This is a genomic window from Gordonia sp. CPCC 206044, from assembly GCF_048537895.1.
Classification (GTDB): Bacteria; Actinomycetota; Actinomycetes; order Mycobacteriales; family Mycobacteriaceae; genus Gordonia.
Genome location: NZ_JBCLVL010000012.1, coordinates 33,314 through 49,973, shown reverse-complemented (window position 1 = coordinate 49,973; position 16,660 = coordinate 33,314). Strand labels below are relative to the sequence as shown.

Here is a 16,660-nt window from a genome sequence, read left to right as displayed (position 1 = left end):
GTTGTCAGTAGTCTGCGACCGCGGTCACCACACCTCGTTCGATCGCGTTCACGAACGCATCGTGGTCGGCGATGTTGCGTTCGGCATAACCCACCGCGAATCGTCCCATGGCGCGGTCGAATTCGTCGGTGTCCCGAAGATATTCGGTGATCGTCACGGGGTCGCCGGAGCGGGAATGTCCATAGGCGAGGACTCGCCCGCACACCCGGCCGTACACGGTCAGTGCCCGGACGTCGAGCGTCTCGATCATCACCGCACCTTTGCCGTCGCGTAGCTGACGAAGGTAGAAGTCGCGCCCGACACCATCGAATCCAGGGCCGGTGTCCCAGCCGAGGAACACGTCCCCGGCAGCCTGGATGAGACGCTGTCCCTCCACGACCCGTTGCCCCTGATTTTGGTATGCCGGACCGTCCAGGTAGCGCGCCAACACCGATTCCTGAGCCTCCTTGGCCTGCAGCAGAAGCGGGTCGGCGTCGTCCTTGCCCCGGAACAGCAGTACCCACGCCTGGGTCCCGACGCTCCCGACGCCGACCACCTTGCGGGCCATGCGAACGAACTCGAACTTGTCGAGCAGCGCCCGATGATGGGGTGCCATCGTCGCGCGGAAGTTGTCGATGCGCCCACGGAGTTCGTCATAGATGCCTGCGACGTCACGTCCCGCGAGAATCTCCTCGACCGGCACGATCAGCGGGGGCGCACTGATGAAAAGGACCTCGCCATCGACGACGGTCGTCAACTTGGACAAAGCCTGCAGGCTGTCGCGGTGCCATGCCTTCTTGATCTGCTTACGGAGACTCTCCATCGTCGACACGTCCACCAGCGCACGCAATTCGACGAGTTTCTCGGTCGGCTCGGAATGGCTGTACCAGCCGGCCAGGGTGCCCAGCGAGGCCTGCGACGCCATCGTCTCCCGGTACTCTCGCGCACAGGCGCGGGCGACCCGCTTTGCGTCTTTGCGGGTGAATCCGTTGTCGAGGGCGGCGACGGCCAGGCTGGCTGCCAGTCTCTTCACGTCCCATTCGAACGGGCCCGGATAGGTCTCGTCGAAATCGTTGACGTCGAACGCGAGACGACGCTCGGGCGTGGCGAAGAACCCGAAGTTGCTCAGATGCGCGTCCCCACACAACTGCACGGTCAAACCACTGTGCGGCGTGCGGGACAGATCGTCGGCCATCACCAGGGCGGCGCCCCGATAGAAGGTGAACGGCGTGCGCGCCATCCGTCCGTGACGAACCGGGACGAGTTCGGGCACACGTGAACCCGCCTGTTCGAGCAGCAGGGCGACGGGGTCCCGGGAACTCGAATCGGGCGTGTCGGGCGACACCGCACCCAGATCGGCGGGCGCCAGCCGGTCGCGCGCCGATCGGCCTTCCTCGAGACGATCAGCCAAGGTCCGATACCGCGTGGTGGGCACGGCGGCACCAGTTCCGCTGTTCATCTCTCGACGATGGCAGCGGACCGCGTTCCGGGCATCACCCGGAGGGTATGAACGGGTCATCGGCGCAGCGCGGCGTCCCGATTCACCCCGTCCGGATGATCCGTCGGGCCACGGCGCGCCGCATGCTGTGACCGAGGGCCGGAATCGGCCCGGCGGCACCGGCTGCCGTATCGAAGGAGACGCACATGTGGGATTCATTCTGGGACTTCATCTGGTACACACTCGTGATCTTCTGCTTCCTGGCCTACCTGATGGTCTTGTTCTGGATCATCACCGACCTGTTCCGGGATCGGGCCCTGTCCGGGTGGTGGAAGGCGGTCTGGGTCGTCTTCCTGATCATCCTGCCGTGGCTGACATCGCTGGTGTACCTGATAGCCCGTGGCCGTGGCATGTCCGAACGATCGGCCGCATCGCACGCATTGGCCAAACAGCAGACCGACGAGTACATCCGGTCGGTGTCGGGCAAGTCGTCCGCCGAACAGATCGCCGATGCCAAGGCACTCCTCGACGCCGGAACGATCACGCCGCAGGAGTTCGAGTCACTCAAGGCGAAAGCCCTGGCGTGAGGTCTCAGCGCGGCGCCAGGATCTTCGTGTAGAAGTCGCGCAGGGTGCGATCGGCACCGTGTGCGCGTAGATCGCTGTGCCCGGCGTTGAACAGCTTCAGGTCGAATGTCGTACCTGCAGAGCGGAACTCAGACAGCAGCGCCATGGTGAGCGGCATCGGGACGGTGGTGTCACGCAGTCCCTGGATCACCAGGATCGGCTCGGTGTGACCGGCCGCGCGCACACCCATGTACTTGCGAATCGCCGCACGAAAAGTGTCGTCGCCCAGGGGTTTCGACAGAAGGTCGTCGGGACGGGCACCGTCGAGGATGCCCTCCCATTCGGGTCCGCAACTCCTCCCGATCTCCTCGACGATCCGCTTTCCCAGCGGGGACAGATAGTCGGACACGTCGACATCGTGCTGACCGACGGACATGCCGGCCAGCACGGCTGCGAAGGAGCCCGCGGTCACCTTCGGCAGTCTGGTGGCCCCCGGACGGATGAGCGGGATCAGCTGCTCGAAGTTCGATGCGGGCGCCAGCGCCGCGGTGCCGTGAAAATCCAGTTCGGGCGCATAGGTCGGTGCGAGGTGCGCAGCGGCGAGGGCGGCGTGGCCTCCCTGGGACGAGCCCCCGACAACCCAGCTACGTGACAGGCCGACGAACATCGACCGTGCGGCCCGGACGATGTCGATGACCGCCGACGCCTCCGACCGCGATTGCAGATATGGGTGCGGGTCCGGTGAACCGGGGCTCAGGCCGATGTAGTCCGTGGCGACCACGGCGTAGCCCGCCCGGTTCAGGTCGTCGATGGTCGGCGCGGTGCCCCGGATCAGATCCGGCGAACCGGTGAGGCCACATGACGGGCCGAGCCCCGAGGTGCCGTGGGCCCACGAGACGATCCGCCATCCGCCCGCCGGGCGCGGGCCCGTCGGGATGCGCACGATGCCCGCCGCCGGAACGATCGCGCCGTACGCGTCGGTGGTCAGATAGGAGATCCGGTGCGTACCCGACAGTCCGCCCCACGCCCCGAGCTGCGCCACCCCGGTGACCGTGCCGGGCCTCAGTCCGGCGGTGGTCGCCGAACCGATCGAGACCGTCGTCGTCAGAGCGAGAGCCGCGGCCAGGACGACCACGATGACCTGCAGACGACGGATCACCGCATCCTCCCGCTCCCTGCCTGTACGAGAGCCTCACATTACCGGTCGACCATACGTGGGTAACCTCGGTCACAGACCGTGCACGACGATCACGAGACGGAGGGGACACCATGGCCGCGAAGACACGACTGACCTGCCCGTGTGGCGAACAGATCAAGGGCGTCGACGAGGACGAGTTGGTGGACAAGGTGCGCAAGCATCTCACCGAGAATCACCCGGGCCACGACTACAGCCGCGACGAGATCCTTTTCATGGCCTATTGATGTTCGGAGAGCCCGGTATGTTCGGGCTCGCGGAATGACGGCGACCGCTCGCCCTAAGACCAGGTGGCGGGCGGTCGGCGACGCACTCGTGGGTGGCGTCAGCCCGACCTCGCGGTCGCCACGAGATGTCCGACCACCGCGCTCACGGCCTGCCGAGGCGATGGGCGAGTCAATGCTTCGTAGACCCGAGCTGCCCGAACTCCCTTGAGTTCCAATCGCTTCACCCCGAGATGGCGCACGGCGAATCGAGGGACGAGCGCAATCCCGTGGTCGGCCGCGACGATGGCCTCGATGGTCGCGAAGTCGAGCATGCGCTGGGTGACGCGCGGGGCGACCCCGGTGATCGCGGAAATCGACAGCAGCACGTCGTCGACGGGAAAGCCACCGACAACGCTGATCCAGTCGTGGTCGGCGAGTTGCCGGACCTCGACCTCGTCGTGCTCGGCCAGCACCGACCGACGCGCGACCACCACGTCGAGCGGTTCCCGCATCAGCTCGGTCACCTGCACTCGTGGCCGACGCACCGAGGCCGTCCTCTCGTCACGATGTGTGACGACGATGTCGAAGTCGGCCAGCGCGGGCGGCGCCTCCGGATACCCGACGTCGAGTTCGGAGGCGTGCACGTCGACCCCGGTCCCGCCGACGCGGTCGAGGACGCCGGGAAGCAACAGCGCGGCACCCGACGGGAACATGGCCAGCCGTACCGATGCGTTCCCGGCCCGATAGCGTTCCATCTCCTCCTGAGCGAGATCGATCGCAGCGATCACCTGGTCGGCCCGCAGAACCAACGCTTGACCCGCATCGGTCAGCCGAATACGCCGGCCATCCTGCTCCAGGAGATCGACCCCGGCCTCTTTCGCCAGCACCTTCAACTGCTGCGACACCGCCGACGGGGTCATGTGCATCGCGTCGGCCACCGCACCCACCGAGCCGCGGTCGGCGAACTCGCGCAGCAACCGCAGGCGCTTGAGCTCCATGGGAAGCGACGCTACCGCGCCACACCGGGAATTAACCGGACCGCAGTTCCATTTAACCGATCATGACCAAGAAGATCGGCTTCCTCTCCTTCGGACACTGGTCCGACGCCTACGGCTCGCAGGTGCGTTCAGGCTCGGACGCGCTGTTGCAGTCCATCGACCTGGCCGTGGCCGCCGAGGAACTCGGCGCCGACGGCGCCTACTTCCGTGTGCACCATTTCGCCCGGCAGCTGGCCTCTCCGTTTCCACTGCTCGCTGCGATCGGGGCCAAGACGAGCACCATCGAGATCGGTACCGGCGTCATCGACATGCGCTACGAGAATCCGCTGTACCTCGCCGAGGACGCCGGAGCGGCCGACCTCATCGCCGGGGGCAGACTCCAACTCGGGGTGAGCCGCGGCTCGCCCGAACAGGTCATCGAGGGGTACAAGTACTTCGGCTACGTCCCGCCGGAAGGCACCTCGGACGCCGACATGGCCCGCCAGCACACCGATGTCTTTCTGAAGGTCATCGACGGTGAGGGGTTCGCGCAGCCCAACCCGCGACCGATGTTCCCCAACCCGCCCGGGCTGCTGCCGATCGAACCGCAATCCCCCGGCCTCCGCGATCGCACCTGGTGGGGTGCCGGGTCCCGTGCGACAGCCGAGTGGACCGCACAGCAGGGCTTGAACCTGATGAGTTCCACATTGCTGACCGAGGACACCGGGGTGCCGTTCCACCAGTTGCAGGCCGAACAGATCGAGCGTTTCCGGGAGGCATGGACCCGGGCCGGTCATCCCCGCGAGCCACGGGTCTCCGTGAGCCGCAGCATCTTCGCACTCGTCGATGACCGGGACCGCGCCTACTTCGGGCGAGGCGGCAGCGAGGACGACCAGGTCGGCGTCATCGACGACACGGTGGCGCGGTTCGGTCGCAGCTACGCCGACGAACCGGACAAGCTGATCGAGCAGCTGCGCGAAGACGAGGCGATCGCCGCGGCCGACACCCTGCTGCTCACCGTGCCCAACCAGCTCGGGGTCGACTACAACGCACACGTCATCGAATCGATCCTGACCCACGTGGCACCCGAACTCGGCTGGCGCTGAGCGCCATCCCCGAGTTCGCCGAAGAGACCGCCGCCCGGCGACCGCCGACGATACGCTGGGCGGCGTGTCTGTCACAGGGGAGGTCGCGCTGGTCACCGGCGCGACCAGCGGGATCGGTCGCGCCACGGCTCTACAACTCGCGTGGCGCGGTGCGCATGTGTTGATCAGCGGCCGGGACGCCGACCGTGGTGCGGCCGTGGTCACCGAGGTGCGCAACGGAGGTGGCACCGCGGATTTCCTGGCTGCCGACCTCGCCGACCCCGACAGCTGTCGCGCGCTGGCCCAGAATGCGATCGCCACCGCGGGCCAGGTCGACATCCTGGTCAACAACGCCGCGATCGCCCCGATGGGCCCGACGCCCACGATCGCCGAGGCCGATCTCGACGCCTGTTACGCCGTCAACGTGAAGGCCCCGTTCTTCTTGGTCGCGGCACTCGCACCGGCGATGGCCGAGCGCGGACACGGAACGATCGTGAACGTGAGCACCATGGTCGCCTCGTTCGGCACAGTCGGATCAGGGGTGTACGGCTCGAGCAAAGCCGCGCTGGAACTACTGACAAAGTCGTGGGCTGCCGAGTTCGGTCCCCGCGGCGTGCGTGTCAACGCGGTCGCACCCGGACCGACGATGACCGACGGCACCGCAGAGGTCCTCGGCGAGGCGGGTCTGACCAGGCTCGCCAAGGGCTCTCCCGCACGACGATTCGCGGCAGCCGACGAAATCGCCGACGTCGTCTGCTATCTGGCCGGAACCGGGGCCGGGTTCGTGCACGGCGCCGTGGTGCCGGTCGACGGCGGACGAAGCGCCGTCTGACCGGCACGCATCGGTCAGAAGATGGCGATCGGATTCACCGGGGTGCCCGCCCCGCCGGTGATGTTCAACGGCGACCCTGTCAGGAAGAACTCCTGCCGTCCCTCCTCCGCACACGCCGCGGCGAGATCCTCCAGCCACCACACCTCACCAAGAGTGAGCCCGAGGTCGCGAATCAGTCGCGCGTGCAACGGGTAGAGCCCGCCCGGGTTCTCCGACGGCTCCACCTCCACCGCGATGTTGTCGACCGCGAGCGCCGCGATCTCCTTCTCGTGAATCCAGTCGACGGTGTCCATCGCCAGACCCGGTGCTCCGGCCGCCCAGAACTCGCTCTTGTCGGCGAGCGAGTAGAACCACGGCACATGGCCGGTACGGACGACCAGGATGTCACCGGTGCGCACCTCGACCTGTTGGTCGCGGGCACACTCGTCGAGTTGCGCTGCGGTGATCGGGACGCCGGGTTGGCAGCGTTCGACACCGAGGAAGCGCGGAATATCCAGCAGCACACCACGACTGGTGAGCGAGTCCTTCAGCTGACTGATCGCACACTTCTTGGCTCCGGCGAAGCCCTCGACGTTGCCCATCCAGTAACCGTTGTACATCGAGTCACCGCTGTAGACGTGGGCGAGCCCGTCCCACTGGGTGCTGCCCTGCAACGGCATGAAGATGTAGTCGTCGGCACCCTGGAATCCGGGGGCGATCTGTCCGAGGGCGGTACCGACCGCGTAGTCGGCGCCGCTGTAACCGAACAGGTGCACGACATTCGGCCGCGAGGGGTGTACCGGGCCTGCCGCGTCCAGGGGGATGGCCAGGCTGACGGTCCGTCCCGAACGGATCAGACCCGCTGCGGATGCCACCACATCCGGCGTGATGAAGTTGGCCGTGCCACGCTGGTCGTCGGCACCCCACCGCCCCCAGTTGTTCGGTGTGTTCGTGTTCTCCACACCCATGATCTTGCCGTTGACATCGACACTGAATGCCGGTGCAGTCCAAGATGACTCGGTGTACTCACCGTCTGCGGTCCTACCCATGGATGATCTCCTCACGTCCTTCGTTATGGATCAGTTGGCCGCGACAGTGTCGCGGAGGATGAACTTCTGGATCTTTCCGGTCGCGGTGCGGGGCAGCTCGTCCACGACCACGACACCGGTCGGCTTCTTGTACGAGGCCAGATGTTCCCGGCAGAACCCCACGATCTCGTCCTCGGTCGGCGGATCGGCAGGGTCGGTCGGCACCACGACGGCGATCGGTGTCTCCACCCATCGCGGATGCGGCGCACCGACGAGGGCGACCTCAGCCACCTTGGGATGCTGGTCGATGACCGCCTCCACTTCGGCGCAGTAGATGTTCTCGCCGCCGGAGATGATCATGTCCTTGGCCCGGTCCACCACCCGGATGAAGCCCTCGTCGTCCATCACGCAGAGGTCACCCGAGTGGAACCAGCCGCCCGCGAACGCTTCTGCCGTCGCCTCGGGGTTGTTCCAGTACTCCTTCATCACGGTCGGCCCGCGGTAGACGATCTCACCGACCTCACCGACCGCGACCTCGTTCCCGTCGGCGTCGACGATGATCGCCTCGACATTGGTGATCGGCCGGCCGACCGACCCCATCTTGCGGATCGCGTCCTCACCGCGCAACACGCAGGTCACCGAGCTCATCTCGGTCTGGCCGAACATGTTGAACGTCGGGATCTCCGGGAAGGTCTCGGCCATGGCCTCCAGTACCGACGGAGGGGCGACCGACGCTCCCCACGAGATACGCCGAAGCGCCAGTTGCCTATCCCGCACACCGGGGATCGCGCAGAGCTCCTTCCACTGGGTCGGGACGAAGTAGCAGGAGGTGACCTTCTCCCGCTCGAAGATCTCGATGGTGGCCGCGGCGTCGAAGTTGCCCGAGGGCGCGATGATCGACCGCCCACCGACGGTGAGATACATGAGGATGCCGTTGAGGCCACCGATGTGGAACAGCGGCAGTCCCGAGTACCACACCTCCCCCTTGGTCTCCATCGCCTGTGTAAGAACACAATTGACTGAGTTCATGGTCAGGTTCTGATGGGTGAGCACCGCGCCTTTGGGACGTCCGGTTGTCCCGGAGGTGTACATGAGGAAGGCCGGGGCGTCGTCGGCGACGGCCACCTCCACCGGCGAATCGTCCGCGTCGAGCGAGGCCTCGTAGTCGATGGCATGCGTTCCCACCGATGCCGCCGCACCACCGGTCACCAGGACCGCGGCCATCGGAAGGTCCGCCAGGTCCTTGGCGACTCCGGCCATCGGTTCGTCGGCGACGAGGACCTTGGCCCCACTGTTCTCCAGGATGTATCGGACTTCCGCAGCGACCAGCCGAAAGTTGATGGGGACCGCGATGGCGCCCAGACGTACTGCCGCGAAGAAGGATTCGATCACCTCGAGGCGGTTGTACATCAGCACCGCGACGCGGTCACCAGGCCCGACACCGTGTCGCCGAAATGTCCGTGCCAATCGGTTGACCCGACTGTCCAGCTCGCCATAGGTGAGATCGACGCCTTCGAAACTGAGCGCGGTCTGGTCGGGGCTGCGACGCGCCTGACGGGCCAGTTGCTCACCGTGTGCGATCGAGCGGTGGACCGCGATGTCCGTCGTCATCTCAGTGCTTCTTCTTTCCGGTGAAGCCGAACAGGTGTCCTGCCACCTTGCGGATCTGGATCTCCTCGGCGCCTTCGGTGATGCGGTAGCGGCGATGGTGCCGATAGATGTGCTCGAAGGGGAGGTGTCGGCTGTACCCCATGCCGCCGTGCACCTGCATGGCCCGATCGGCGGCGTCGCAGGCAAGCCGATTGGCGCGGAAGTTGCACATGGACACACGGTCGGAGACGTCCATGTGTGACCGCTGATCGAGTTCGGCTGCGGTCTGTCGCACCAGAGCGCGGATCAGAGCTGCATCGGTGTGGAGTTCGACGAGCGGCCATTGGATTGCCTGTCTCGCCGCGAGCGGTTGCCCGAAGGTGACTCGCTCCCGGGCGTACTCCGCAGATCGGTCGATGCAGTACTGTCCGGCACCGAGGCTGGACGCGGCCTGCCGAATCCTGTTCTCGTGCACGAACGCCTGCGCGAGCACCAGCCCCTGACCCTCCTCGCCGAGGATCGCCGAGTTCGGCACCCGGACATCGTGCAGGGACACGTCGGCATGGTCGGTCGGCATGTTCAACGTCCACCGGAACAGATCCACCGAGAAACCGGGAGCCTGCACCGGCACGAGGAACGCGGTGATCCCCAGCGCGTCACCGGGCTTGCCCGAGGTCCGAGCGAAGATCAGATCATGTGTCGCCACATGCATTCCGGTATTCCACCGCTTGGCTCCGTTGATCACCCAGTCGTCCCCGGAGCGGACCGCTGAGGTCTCCATCCAGGTCGCGTCGGAACCGTGCTCGGGTTCGGTGAGCCCGAATCCGAGCACACGCTCCCCGGTGATCAGCGCCTGCGCGAACTCGTCCTTCTGGTCCTGGGTGCCGAACTTCCACACCAGATGCAGACTCGGGAAGTTGCCGACGATCGACGACTCGTCCTGCAGATCGTTGTGCAGACCGAGCCCGCGGTGCGCGAGGTGCTCGCGGACGATGGCCATCTCGAGGTTCGTGGTGCCCGATCCGCCGAGTTCCGTCGGCAGATCACGCCGCAGGAATCCGGCACGGTCGGCGCGTCGACGCATCTCCGACAACAGTTCGTGCCAGTCCTCGCGCGGCAGTCCGCCCGCCTCGAAATCGGTGCGCGCCCACTCGCGGCGGTGATCGAAGAACCGCTCGTTGTCGTCGGCGGCCTGCAGCGGGACGATCTCGTCGTCGATGAATCGGTCGATGTCGGCCAGTAATTCACTGATGTCGCGGGGGATGTCGTTCTCCATGCCTACCTTCCTTCACCGAAGCGCCATGAACGATCGTTCATGAGCTTGATCGAGACAGACACTAGATCGTTCGTCGCCAATTCGGCAGTAAAATGGCGAAATCGACTTCCGATCTCAACTCGGTCCGGGCATACTTGAGCGAACGTTCATCAGAGACAGGAGAGCAATGCCCGGTCCGACCGAGCCCGTGCACGCCGTGACGAGTTCCGCGGTGCACCCGACCGACGACCCGGCCGCCGCAGAGTTGATCACCGCGGCCGTGCGGACGATGGCCGAGAAGGGTTACCACGGAACGTCGGTGCGCGACATCGCCGGCGCCGCCGGTGTTGCCGTCGGCTCGCTCTACAACTACTTCGGCTCCAAACACGGTCTCCTGGCGGTGATCCTCAACCGGGGCATGGACGGCCTGGTCGAGACCACCGAGTCCGCATTGCTGAACGCCGGCACCGACCCGGCCGAGCGACTGCGGGCGATCGTCGGGGTACACGTGCGACGTCACGCCGAGTCTCCGTTGGAGAGCCTGCTCGGCAACAGTGAGCTACGCAGCCTCGAACCCTCCGCTCGCGAGGTCATCGTGACGAAACGTGATGTCCAGCAACGGATGTTCGAAAGAGTCATCGCAGACGGTGTCGACCGTGGCAGTTTTCACACCACGAACCCGCGAGAGACGGCGCGTTTCATCATCACCGCGTGCACCGCCGTTGCCACCTGGTTTCGTCCCGACGGCCCGCTGACCGCAGACGAGATCACCACCCGCTACCAGGCGGTCGCCCTGGATGCCGCCGGATTCCGAGGCCCCCGATCATGAACGACCCGACCCTCGAAGATGCTCTGCGCCAACGACTCATCGAGCTCGATGCCCGCACCCGTTCGATCTCCGATCTCACCCGATTGACCAGTGGGGCCAGCCGCGAGACGTGGACGTTCACCGTCACCGACGAATCGGGTGACACCCGCGATCTGGTCCTCCGCCGCGACCCCGTCGGAGTCGAAGACCCGCAACGCATGGCGTTGGAATCCGCATCGATCATCGAGGCCGCCGCGCAGTCGGTTCCCGTCCCGACGCTGCTCGACCACAGCGGCCGAGCGCCCGACGGCCCACTCGGCAGCGCGTACCTGCTGATGGAGCGCGTCCCCGGTGAAGCGCTGCCCCAAAGGCTGTTGCGCGACAACGATTATGACGACATCCGCTCTCGCCTCCCGTACGAGTTCGGTCGCATCCTCGCCCGGATTCACCGCATGGACCTGGCCGCCCTGCCCGGCCATCTCGCCGGCGGCGATCAACGAGACGTGTTGTTCGATCAATACCAACGCACGGGTCTGCACCTCCCGATTCTCGAGGTCGCCTTCGCCTGGCTCCTCGCGAACCGGCCCGAACCCACTCGGGAGACCGTGGTGCACGGGGACTTCCGTAACGGAAACCTCCTGGTCGATCACTCCGGGGTGCGGGCCGTGTTGGATTGGGAGCTCGTGCACCGGGGAGATCCGATGGAGGATCTGGGCTGGCTCTGCATGAAGACCTGGCGGTTCGGATCGCCGGAGCCTGTAGGGGGCTTCGGTTCCCGCGAGGACCTGTTCAGCGGATATGCAGACGAGAGCGGCATCGCCCCGGATCCCGCGACGGTGCACTGGTGGGAGGTCTACGCCACCGTACGGTGGGCGGTGATGTGCCGCATTCAGGCCAACCGCGTCCTCGACGACCATGAGGGCAATGCCGTCGAACTACTGGCCATCGGCCGGCGCGTGGCCGAGTGCGAGCACGATCTGCTGAACCAGCTCGGCCTGGGCACCGTCCCCGCCCCCGATGCCCGGACCGCCGACTCGGACGCAGATCTTTTCGGGCGCCCGTCGTCGGTCGAACTCCTCGGCGCGGTCGGCGACTTCGTGCGCGAACAGTTCTCCGACGCCGATCCCGAGCTGCGATATCGGGGCCGCGTGACGGCGAATGTGCTGCGGATCGTCGGCCGCGAACTCGCCCTGGGCGACGACTTCCGCGCCACACACCGACAAACCCTGTCCGAGATCGGCTGCGCCGACGATCACGATCTCGCTCGCGGGTTGCGCGCCGGCGAGCGATCGGCCGCAGATCCCGCGGTGGCGGCAGCGATCCGGGAGGGGGTGGCGATGCGCCTGGCCGTGGCGAACCCGCGCTACACCTGAGTGGGACTCCGGGACGATAGTGAAGCTCCCCTACATCGTCCCTGCGAAATAATTCGATTGTTGTTCACGGACTCGGTGATGACCATGGCAGTCATGACCAACCGCGATCGACTCCTCGGGCTGTTCGTGATCACGCTCTGGGGTTTCAACTTCATCGCGATCCGGCTCGGCCTCGACCACTTTCCACCATTCTTCTTCGCCGCCCTTCGGTTCGCCGTGATGGCCGTGCCGGTGATCGCGTTCGTACGGTTCCCGCGGGTCCCGCTGCGGTGGTTCCTGCTCTACGCGGTCGGCTTCGGCATCGTCCAGTTCGCCTTCCTCTTCCTCGCGATGCACCTCGGCATGCCGACAGGTCTCGCATCGCTCGTCCTCCAGACGTCGGCGCCGTTCACGGTGATCCTCGGTGTGCTGTTCCTGCGCGAACGGATGAATCCGCTGCAGATCGTCGGTATCGGCGTCGCGGTCGGCGGGATGGTGCTCATCGGTGTCGATCGGGCCACCCAGAGCTCACTCGGCATCGGCGCGATCGTGCCGATGCTCCTGACCGTGCTCGGCGGCCTCGGCTGGGCCTTCGGCAACATCGGGAATCGTCTCGCGGTGCAGCGTGCGACCCCTCACCCCGCTCCCGGCGCCCGGCTCTCCGAACCGCTCCGGATGACCCTCTGGATGTCGGTCGTGCCGCCGATCCCCCTGCTCGCGCTGAGTCTCATGGTCGACGGGCCGACCGCCGGGATCGAATCACTCACCACCATCGGCACGAGATCCGGACTGCTCGCCCTCGCCGGCCTCCTCTACGTCGTGCTGCTGGGCACGATCGCCGGTTCCGGACTCTGGACGCTGCTGCTCTCACGCTACGAGGCGAGCCGAGTCGCACCCCTGTCATTGCTCGTGCCGGTCGTCGGGATCACCGCTGCATGGCTGTTGCTGGGCGAGTCACCGACCGCGCTGCAGGTGATCGGCGCGGCGGTCGTCATCGTCGGATGCGCGGCCGGTGTACTGGCCGCGCCGGTGAACCGGCCACGGTCCACGGTCGGCGCGCCACCGCACGGCGCCGACGGCGACGAGCGCTCAGCGCAGGGCGCGGCCCAGGGCAGCACCGATCCGGTCCACCGCGGCACGCGCATCCGCGCTGATCAGCGTCATGTTGGCGAAGCCGTGGATGAGGCTGCCCGCACGGTCGAGGGTGACCGCCACGCCGGCCGCCTCCAGGGCCTCGGCGTAGGCGATGCCCTCGTCGCGGAGCGGATCGAACCCGGCGACGACCACGTACGCGGGCGGCAGACCCGAGAGGTCGTCGGCCAGTAGCGGTGAAACCCGCGGGTCGGTGCGCTGCTCAACATCGGGGACGTAGTGGTCCAGGAACCAATCCATGTGCTCGTCGGTGAGGAACAGGCCGCTCGCGAACTCGTGGCGGGATGCCCGCTTGGTGGACACATCGGTCACCGGGTAGATCAGCATCTGCAGGCACGGCATGACGGCATGTCCGCCGTCTCGGTCAGACACCCCGCCCTTCCGGCTGACCTGCTGTGCGACGACGGCACTCAGATTGCCTCCCGCGCTGTCCCCGGCGACCGCGATCCGGTCGGTGCGGACTCCCCAGTCGGGCGCTTTGTCCACGGCGAACTGCCACGCGGCGAGCGCGTCGTCGACGGCAGCCGGGAAGCGATGCTCGGGTGCGAGACGATAATCCACCGACAGGATGTCGGCGCCGCACGACAAGGCGAGCCGCCGCACCAGGTTGTCGTGGCTGACGCGATCGCCCTGCACCCATCCCCCGCCGTGGAAGAACACGACGATGCCCGACGACGACACTTGTGCGCGGTAACGAGTGGCCGGGATCGGGCCGCCCGGGCCCTCGATGACCAGGTCTTCCTCGACCGCCATAGCGGGCAGATCCTCCGCCATCGCGGCGGCGTTCTCCCGCAGGTCGGCACGGGCCTGATCGATCGGCTTACCGGCCAGTTCGAAGGCCGGCAGCGTGTCGGCGACCCAGCCGGTGACGGCCATCTCCGGCGCGAGACGATCGCCGACCGCGTTCACCCGGCCCCATCGTCGGGCGAATCTCAACAGCGCCGGAGGAATGTGCCCGGCGCCCTTCATGACAACGCGTTGGACGCGGGCCTGCACGGACAGGGACATCGTTGTGGCCTGACTCACGACGGTGAGCCTACCGTCGGCGCACGGTCGCGCTGCTCCGCACGGCTTGTGTCAGACTCGACGGCATGTCCGACCGCGTGAGAACACCGCTGCGCACCCACGTCGCCTTGGGTGCCGCAACCGCAGCGCGCTGGGCGTCCCGCGCAACCGGACGCGGCAAGGGCTCGATGATCGGCGGGCTGATCGCGGCCAAGATCGATCCGGCCATCATGGGTCGTCTGGCCGCAGGCAAACGGACAGCACTGATCACCGGAACGAACGGCAAGTCGACGACGACCCGCATGACCGCCGCCGCACTGACCGAACTCGGCGATGTCGCCACCCAGGCCGACGGCGCGAACATGGATGCCGGCATCATCGCGACGCTGACCCTGCATCGCGGCGCCCCCATCTGTGCGTTGGAGGTCGACGAGCTGCACGTCCCCCACGTCAGCGACGCGGTCGACCCGGAAGTGCTGGTGCTGCTGAACCTTTCGCGAGACCAGCTCGACCGCGTGGGTGAGATCAACATGATCGAACGGCGACTGCGGGACGGCATCGCCCGACATCCGTCCACCACCATCGTCGCCAACTGCGACGACGTCCTGATCACCTCTGCCGCATTCGATTCCACCCAGGTGATCTGGGTGGCCGCAGGTGCCGGCTGGGTGGGCGACTCGGTGAGCTGCCCGCGCACCGGCGAACCGATCATCCGGTCCGGCGACGACTGGCGTTCCAGCGGTGACGAGTCGTTCCGGCGCCCCACTCCGGACTGGTGGTTCGACGACGAGAACATCTATGGCCCTGAAGGATTCAGCGCCCCGATGACATTGTCGGTGCCCGGCCGGGCCAACCGGGGCAATGCCACCCAGGCAGTTGCCGCAGCGGTGGCGATGGGCGCCGATCCGGGTAAGGCGGTCGCTGCGGTGGGCACCGTGGGAGAGGTCGCCGGCCGTTACGGCATCCACCAGATCGGCAACCATTCGGTGCGAACCCTGCTCGCGAAGAACCCGGCAGGCTGGCAGGAGGCGTTGTCGATGATCGACCAAGACGCCGACGGGCTGGTGATCGCCGTCAACGGTCAGGTCCCCGACGGCGAAGACCTGTCCTGGTTGTGGGATGTGCGCTTCGAAGCCTTCGAGACGATGCAGGTGGTCGCCGCAGGCGAGCGCGCGGCCGACCTGTCGGTCCGGCTGCTGTATGCGGGCGCCGAGCACACCACCGTCCCCGACCCGATGAAGGCGATCGCATCGTGCCCACCGGGACGGGTCGAGGTGCTGGCCAACTACACGGCGTTCCGGGATCTCGGGGTGGCGCTCGATCGGGTCGAACGCGGTGTCGCCGGGGCGAGCGAAGCGACGGGAAATCGCTCCGGGGCGAGCGAAGCGACGGGAAATCGCTCCGGGGCGAGCGAAGCGAAGGGAAGTGCTTCCCGGGCGAGCGAAGCGACGGGGAACGAGTCACGAAAGGTGGTGGAGGAGTGAGCGAATCCACCTTGCGCATCGGGTTGGTGCTACCCGACGTGATGGGTACCTACGGCGACGGGGGCAATGCACTGATCCTTCGGCAGCGCGCTCGGATGCGCGGTATCGACGCGGAGATCGTGCACATCACCCTCGACGACGAGGTTCCCGATTCACTCGACGTCTACACGCTCGGCGGCGCGGAGGACTATGCCCAGCGGCTGGCCACCCGCCACCTCACCCGGTTTCCGGGTCTGCAACGCGCCGCCGCTGCGGGACGACCCGTCCTGGCGATCTGCGCGGCGATCCAGGTGCTCGGACATTGGTACGAGACCTCGGCGGGTGAACGCGTGGACGGGATTTCGCTGTTCGACCTCACCACTTCCCCTCAGGAGAAGCGCAGCATCGGCGAACTCGTCACCGATCCGACGCTTCCGGGGCTGACCCAGCCATTGACCGGTTTCGAGAACCACCGCGGCGGAACCACTCTCGGTTCGGACGCGCAGCCGTTGGGCCGCGTACGCCATGGGGTCGGCAACGGGGTCGGTGATCGAACCGAGGGCGTCGTCCAGGGCTCGGTGATCGGCACGTACATGCACGGCCCGGCGCTGGCCCGCAATCCCGAACTCGCCGACCATCTGCTCGCGCAGGCCACGGGCGCCGATGTCCTGGCCCCGCTTGACCTTCCCCAGGTCGACCGGCTGCGCAAGGAACGGCTCGCGGCCGGACGCCGCGGCTGAGGACGTCAGC

15 protein-coding genes and 1 pseudogene are annotated in these 16,660 nt (G+C 66.8%); 9 read left to right on the top strand and 7 right to left on the bottom strand.

The window, feature by feature from the left end; genetic code table 11:
• Positions 1-4: 4 nt before the first annotated feature.
• Positions 5-1,438, bottom strand: a complete 1,434-nt coding sequence (locus tag AAFP35_RS18660) for a DUF2252 domain-containing protein (RefSeq protein WP_419223133.1) — start codon at positions 1,436-1,438, stop codon at positions 5-7.
• A gap of 185 nt (positions 1,439-1,623) precedes the next feature.
• Between AAFP35_RS18660 and AAFP35_RS18655 the strand changes: the two genes are divergently transcribed.
• Positions 1,624-2,004, top strand: coding sequence for an SHOCT domain-containing protein (locus AAFP35_RS18655; protein ID WP_419223132.1), 381 nt, complete (start codon positions 1,624-1,626; stop codon positions 2,002-2,004).
• A 4-nt stretch (positions 2,005-2,008) separates the two neighbouring features.
• Here AAFP35_RS18655 and AAFP35_RS18650 read toward each other — a convergent pair whose 3' ends face one another.
• Entirely contained in the window at positions 2,009-3,142 is a 1,134-nt protein-coding gene (locus tag AAFP35_RS18650; protein ID WP_419223131.1) for an alpha/beta fold hydrolase, read from the bottom strand.
• A gap of 110 nt (positions 3,143-3,252) precedes the next feature.
• On the opposite strand from AAFP35_RS18650, the gene AAFP35_RS18645 reads away from it, so the two are divergent.
• Positions 3,253-3,405 carry a DUF1059 domain-containing protein gene (locus AAFP35_RS18645; protein ID WP_419223130.1) on the top strand — a complete coding sequence of 51 codons (153 nt, stop codon included), beginning with the start codon at positions 3,253-3,255 and terminating at the stop codon, positions 3,403-3,405.
• A 98-nt stretch (positions 3,406-3,503) separates the two neighbouring features.
• Here the strand turns inward: AAFP35_RS18645 and AAFP35_RS18640 are convergent, their stop codons facing one another.
• A complete protein-coding gene (locus AAFP35_RS18640) occupies positions 3,504-4,382 on the bottom strand; it encodes a LysR family transcriptional regulator (RefSeq protein ID WP_419223129.1) in 879 nt (292 codons plus the stop codon).
• Positions 4,383-4,444: 62 nt separating this feature from the next.
• Between AAFP35_RS18640 and AAFP35_RS18635 the strand changes: the two genes are divergently transcribed.
• A complete protein-coding gene (locus tag AAFP35_RS18635) occupies positions 4,445-5,467 on the top strand; it encodes an LLM class flavin-dependent oxidoreductase (protein WP_419223128.1) in 1,023 nt (340 codons plus the stop codon).
• 64 nt (positions 5,468-5,531) lie between these two features.
• Positions 5,532-6,278: an SDR family NAD(P)-dependent oxidoreductase gene (locus AAFP35_RS18630; protein WP_419223127.1), complete on the top strand. Its 747-nt coding sequence runs from the start codon at positions 5,532-5,534 to the stop codon at positions 6,276-6,278.
• 14 nt (positions 6,279-6,292) lie between these two features.
• On the opposite strand, the gene AAFP35_RS18625 is transcribed toward AAFP35_RS18630, so the two are convergent.
• The 3 genes from AAFP35_RS18625 to AAFP35_RS18615 are packed head-to-tail and all read right to left on the bottom strand — an operon-like array spanning position 6,293 to position 10,151.
• Positions 6,293-7,306: a cyclase family protein gene (locus AAFP35_RS18625; RefSeq protein WP_419223126.1), complete on the bottom strand. Its 1,014-nt coding sequence runs from the start codon at positions 7,304-7,306 to the stop codon at positions 6,293-6,295.
• Positions 7,307-7,336: 30 nt separating this feature from the next.
• Positions 7,337-8,896 (bottom strand): AMP-binding protein, encoded by a 1,560-nt coding sequence (locus AAFP35_RS18620; protein WP_419223125.1) that lies wholly within the window; start codon positions 8,894-8,896, stop codon positions 7,337-7,339.
• 1 nt (position 8,897) lies between these two features.
• Positions 8,898-10,151: an acyl-CoA dehydrogenase family protein gene (locus tag AAFP35_RS18615; protein WP_419223124.1), complete on the bottom strand. Its 1,254-nt coding sequence runs from the start codon at positions 10,149-10,151 to the stop codon at positions 8,898-8,900.
• A gap of 166 nt (positions 10,152-10,317) precedes the next feature.
• Between AAFP35_RS18615 and AAFP35_RS18610 the strand changes: the two genes are divergently transcribed.
• The 3 genes and pseudogenes from AAFP35_RS18610 to AAFP35_RS18600 all read left to right on the top strand — a co-directional run.
• Complete coding sequence (locus AAFP35_RS18610; RefSeq protein WP_419223123.1) at positions 10,318-10,959, top strand: TetR/AcrR family transcriptional regulator; 642 nt, start codon at positions 10,318-10,320, stop codon at positions 10,957-10,959.
• A complete protein-coding gene (locus AAFP35_RS18605) occupies positions 10,956-12,311 on the top strand; it encodes a phosphotransferase family protein (protein ID WP_419223122.1) in 1,356 nt (451 codons plus the stop codon). Before AAFP35_RS18610 ends, AAFP35_RS18605 begins: the two co-directional genes overlap by 4 nt.
• Before the next feature lie 93 nt (positions 12,312-12,404).
• Positions 12,405-13,379: pseudogene (locus AAFP35_RS18600) on the top strand (EamA family transporter); the annotation flags it as partial.
• Here the strand turns inward: AAFP35_RS18600 and AAFP35_RS18595 are convergent.
• A complete protein-coding gene (locus AAFP35_RS18595; RefSeq protein WP_419223121.1) occupies positions 13,380-14,468 on the bottom strand; it encodes an alpha/beta hydrolase in 1,089 nt (362 codons plus the stop codon).
• 65 nt (positions 14,469-14,533) lie between these two features.
• Here AAFP35_RS18595 and AAFP35_RS18590 point away from each other — a divergent pair, with 65 nt between their 5' ends.
• Both AAFP35_RS18590 and AAFP35_RS18585 read left to right on the top strand, forming a co-directional pair.
• Positions 14,534-15,931, top strand: a complete 1,398-nt coding sequence (locus AAFP35_RS18590; RefSeq protein ID WP_419223120.1) for a MurT ligase domain-containing protein — start codon at positions 14,534-14,536, stop codon at positions 15,929-15,931.
• Complete coding sequence (locus AAFP35_RS18585) at positions 15,928-16,650, top strand: type 1 glutamine amidotransferase (protein WP_419223119.1); 723 nt, start codon at positions 15,928-15,930, stop codon at positions 16,648-16,650. Before AAFP35_RS18590 ends, AAFP35_RS18585 begins: the two co-directional genes overlap by 4 nt.
• The last annotated feature ends 10 nt before the right edge of the window (positions 16,651-16,660 follow it).

What these genes read in the sequence shown, in the direction of transcription:
- AAFP35_RS18660 (WP_419223133.1), bottom strand. Translation starts at nt 1,438, where the DNA reads ATGAACAGCGGAACTGGTGCCGCCGTGCCCACCACGCGGTATCGGACC.
- AAFP35_RS18655 (WP_419223132.1), top strand. Translation starts at nt 1,624, where the DNA reads ATGTGGGATTCATTCTGGGACTTCATCTGGTACACACTCGTGATCTTC.
- AAFP35_RS18645 (WP_419223130.1), top strand. Translation starts at nt 3,253, where the DNA reads ATGGCCGCGAAGACACGACTGACCTGCCCGTGTGGCGAACAGATCAAG.
- AAFP35_RS18640 (WP_419223129.1), bottom strand. Translation starts at nt 4,382, where the DNA reads ATGGAGCTCAAGCGCCTGCGGTTGCTGCGCGAGTTCGCCGACCGCGGC.
- AAFP35_RS18635 (WP_419223128.1), top strand. Translation starts at nt 4,445, where the DNA reads ATGACCAAGAAGATCGGCTTCCTCTCCTTCGGACACTGGTCCGACGCC.
- AAFP35_RS18625 (WP_419223126.1), bottom strand. Translation starts at nt 7,306, where the DNA reads ATGGGTAGGACCGCAGACGGTGAGTACACCGAGTCATCTTGGACTGCA.
- AAFP35_RS18620 (WP_419223125.1), bottom strand. Translation starts at nt 8,896, where the DNA reads ATGACGACGGACATCGCGGTCCACCGCTCGATCGCACACGGTGAGCAA.
- AAFP35_RS18615 (WP_419223124.1), bottom strand. Translation starts at nt 10,151, where the DNA reads ATGGAGAACGACATCCCCCGCGACATCAGTGAATTACTGGCCGACATC.
- AAFP35_RS18610 (WP_419223123.1), top strand. Translation starts at nt 10,318, where the DNA reads ATGCCCGGTCCGACCGAGCCCGTGCACGCCGTGACGAGTTCCGCGGTG.
- AAFP35_RS18605 (WP_419223122.1), top strand. Translation starts at nt 10,956, where the DNA reads ATGAACGACCCGACCCTCGAAGATGCTCTGCGCCAACGACTCATCGAG.
- AAFP35_RS18590 (WP_419223120.1), top strand. Translation starts at nt 14,534, where the DNA reads ATGTCCGACCGCGTGAGAACACCGCTGCGCACCCACGTCGCCTTGGGT.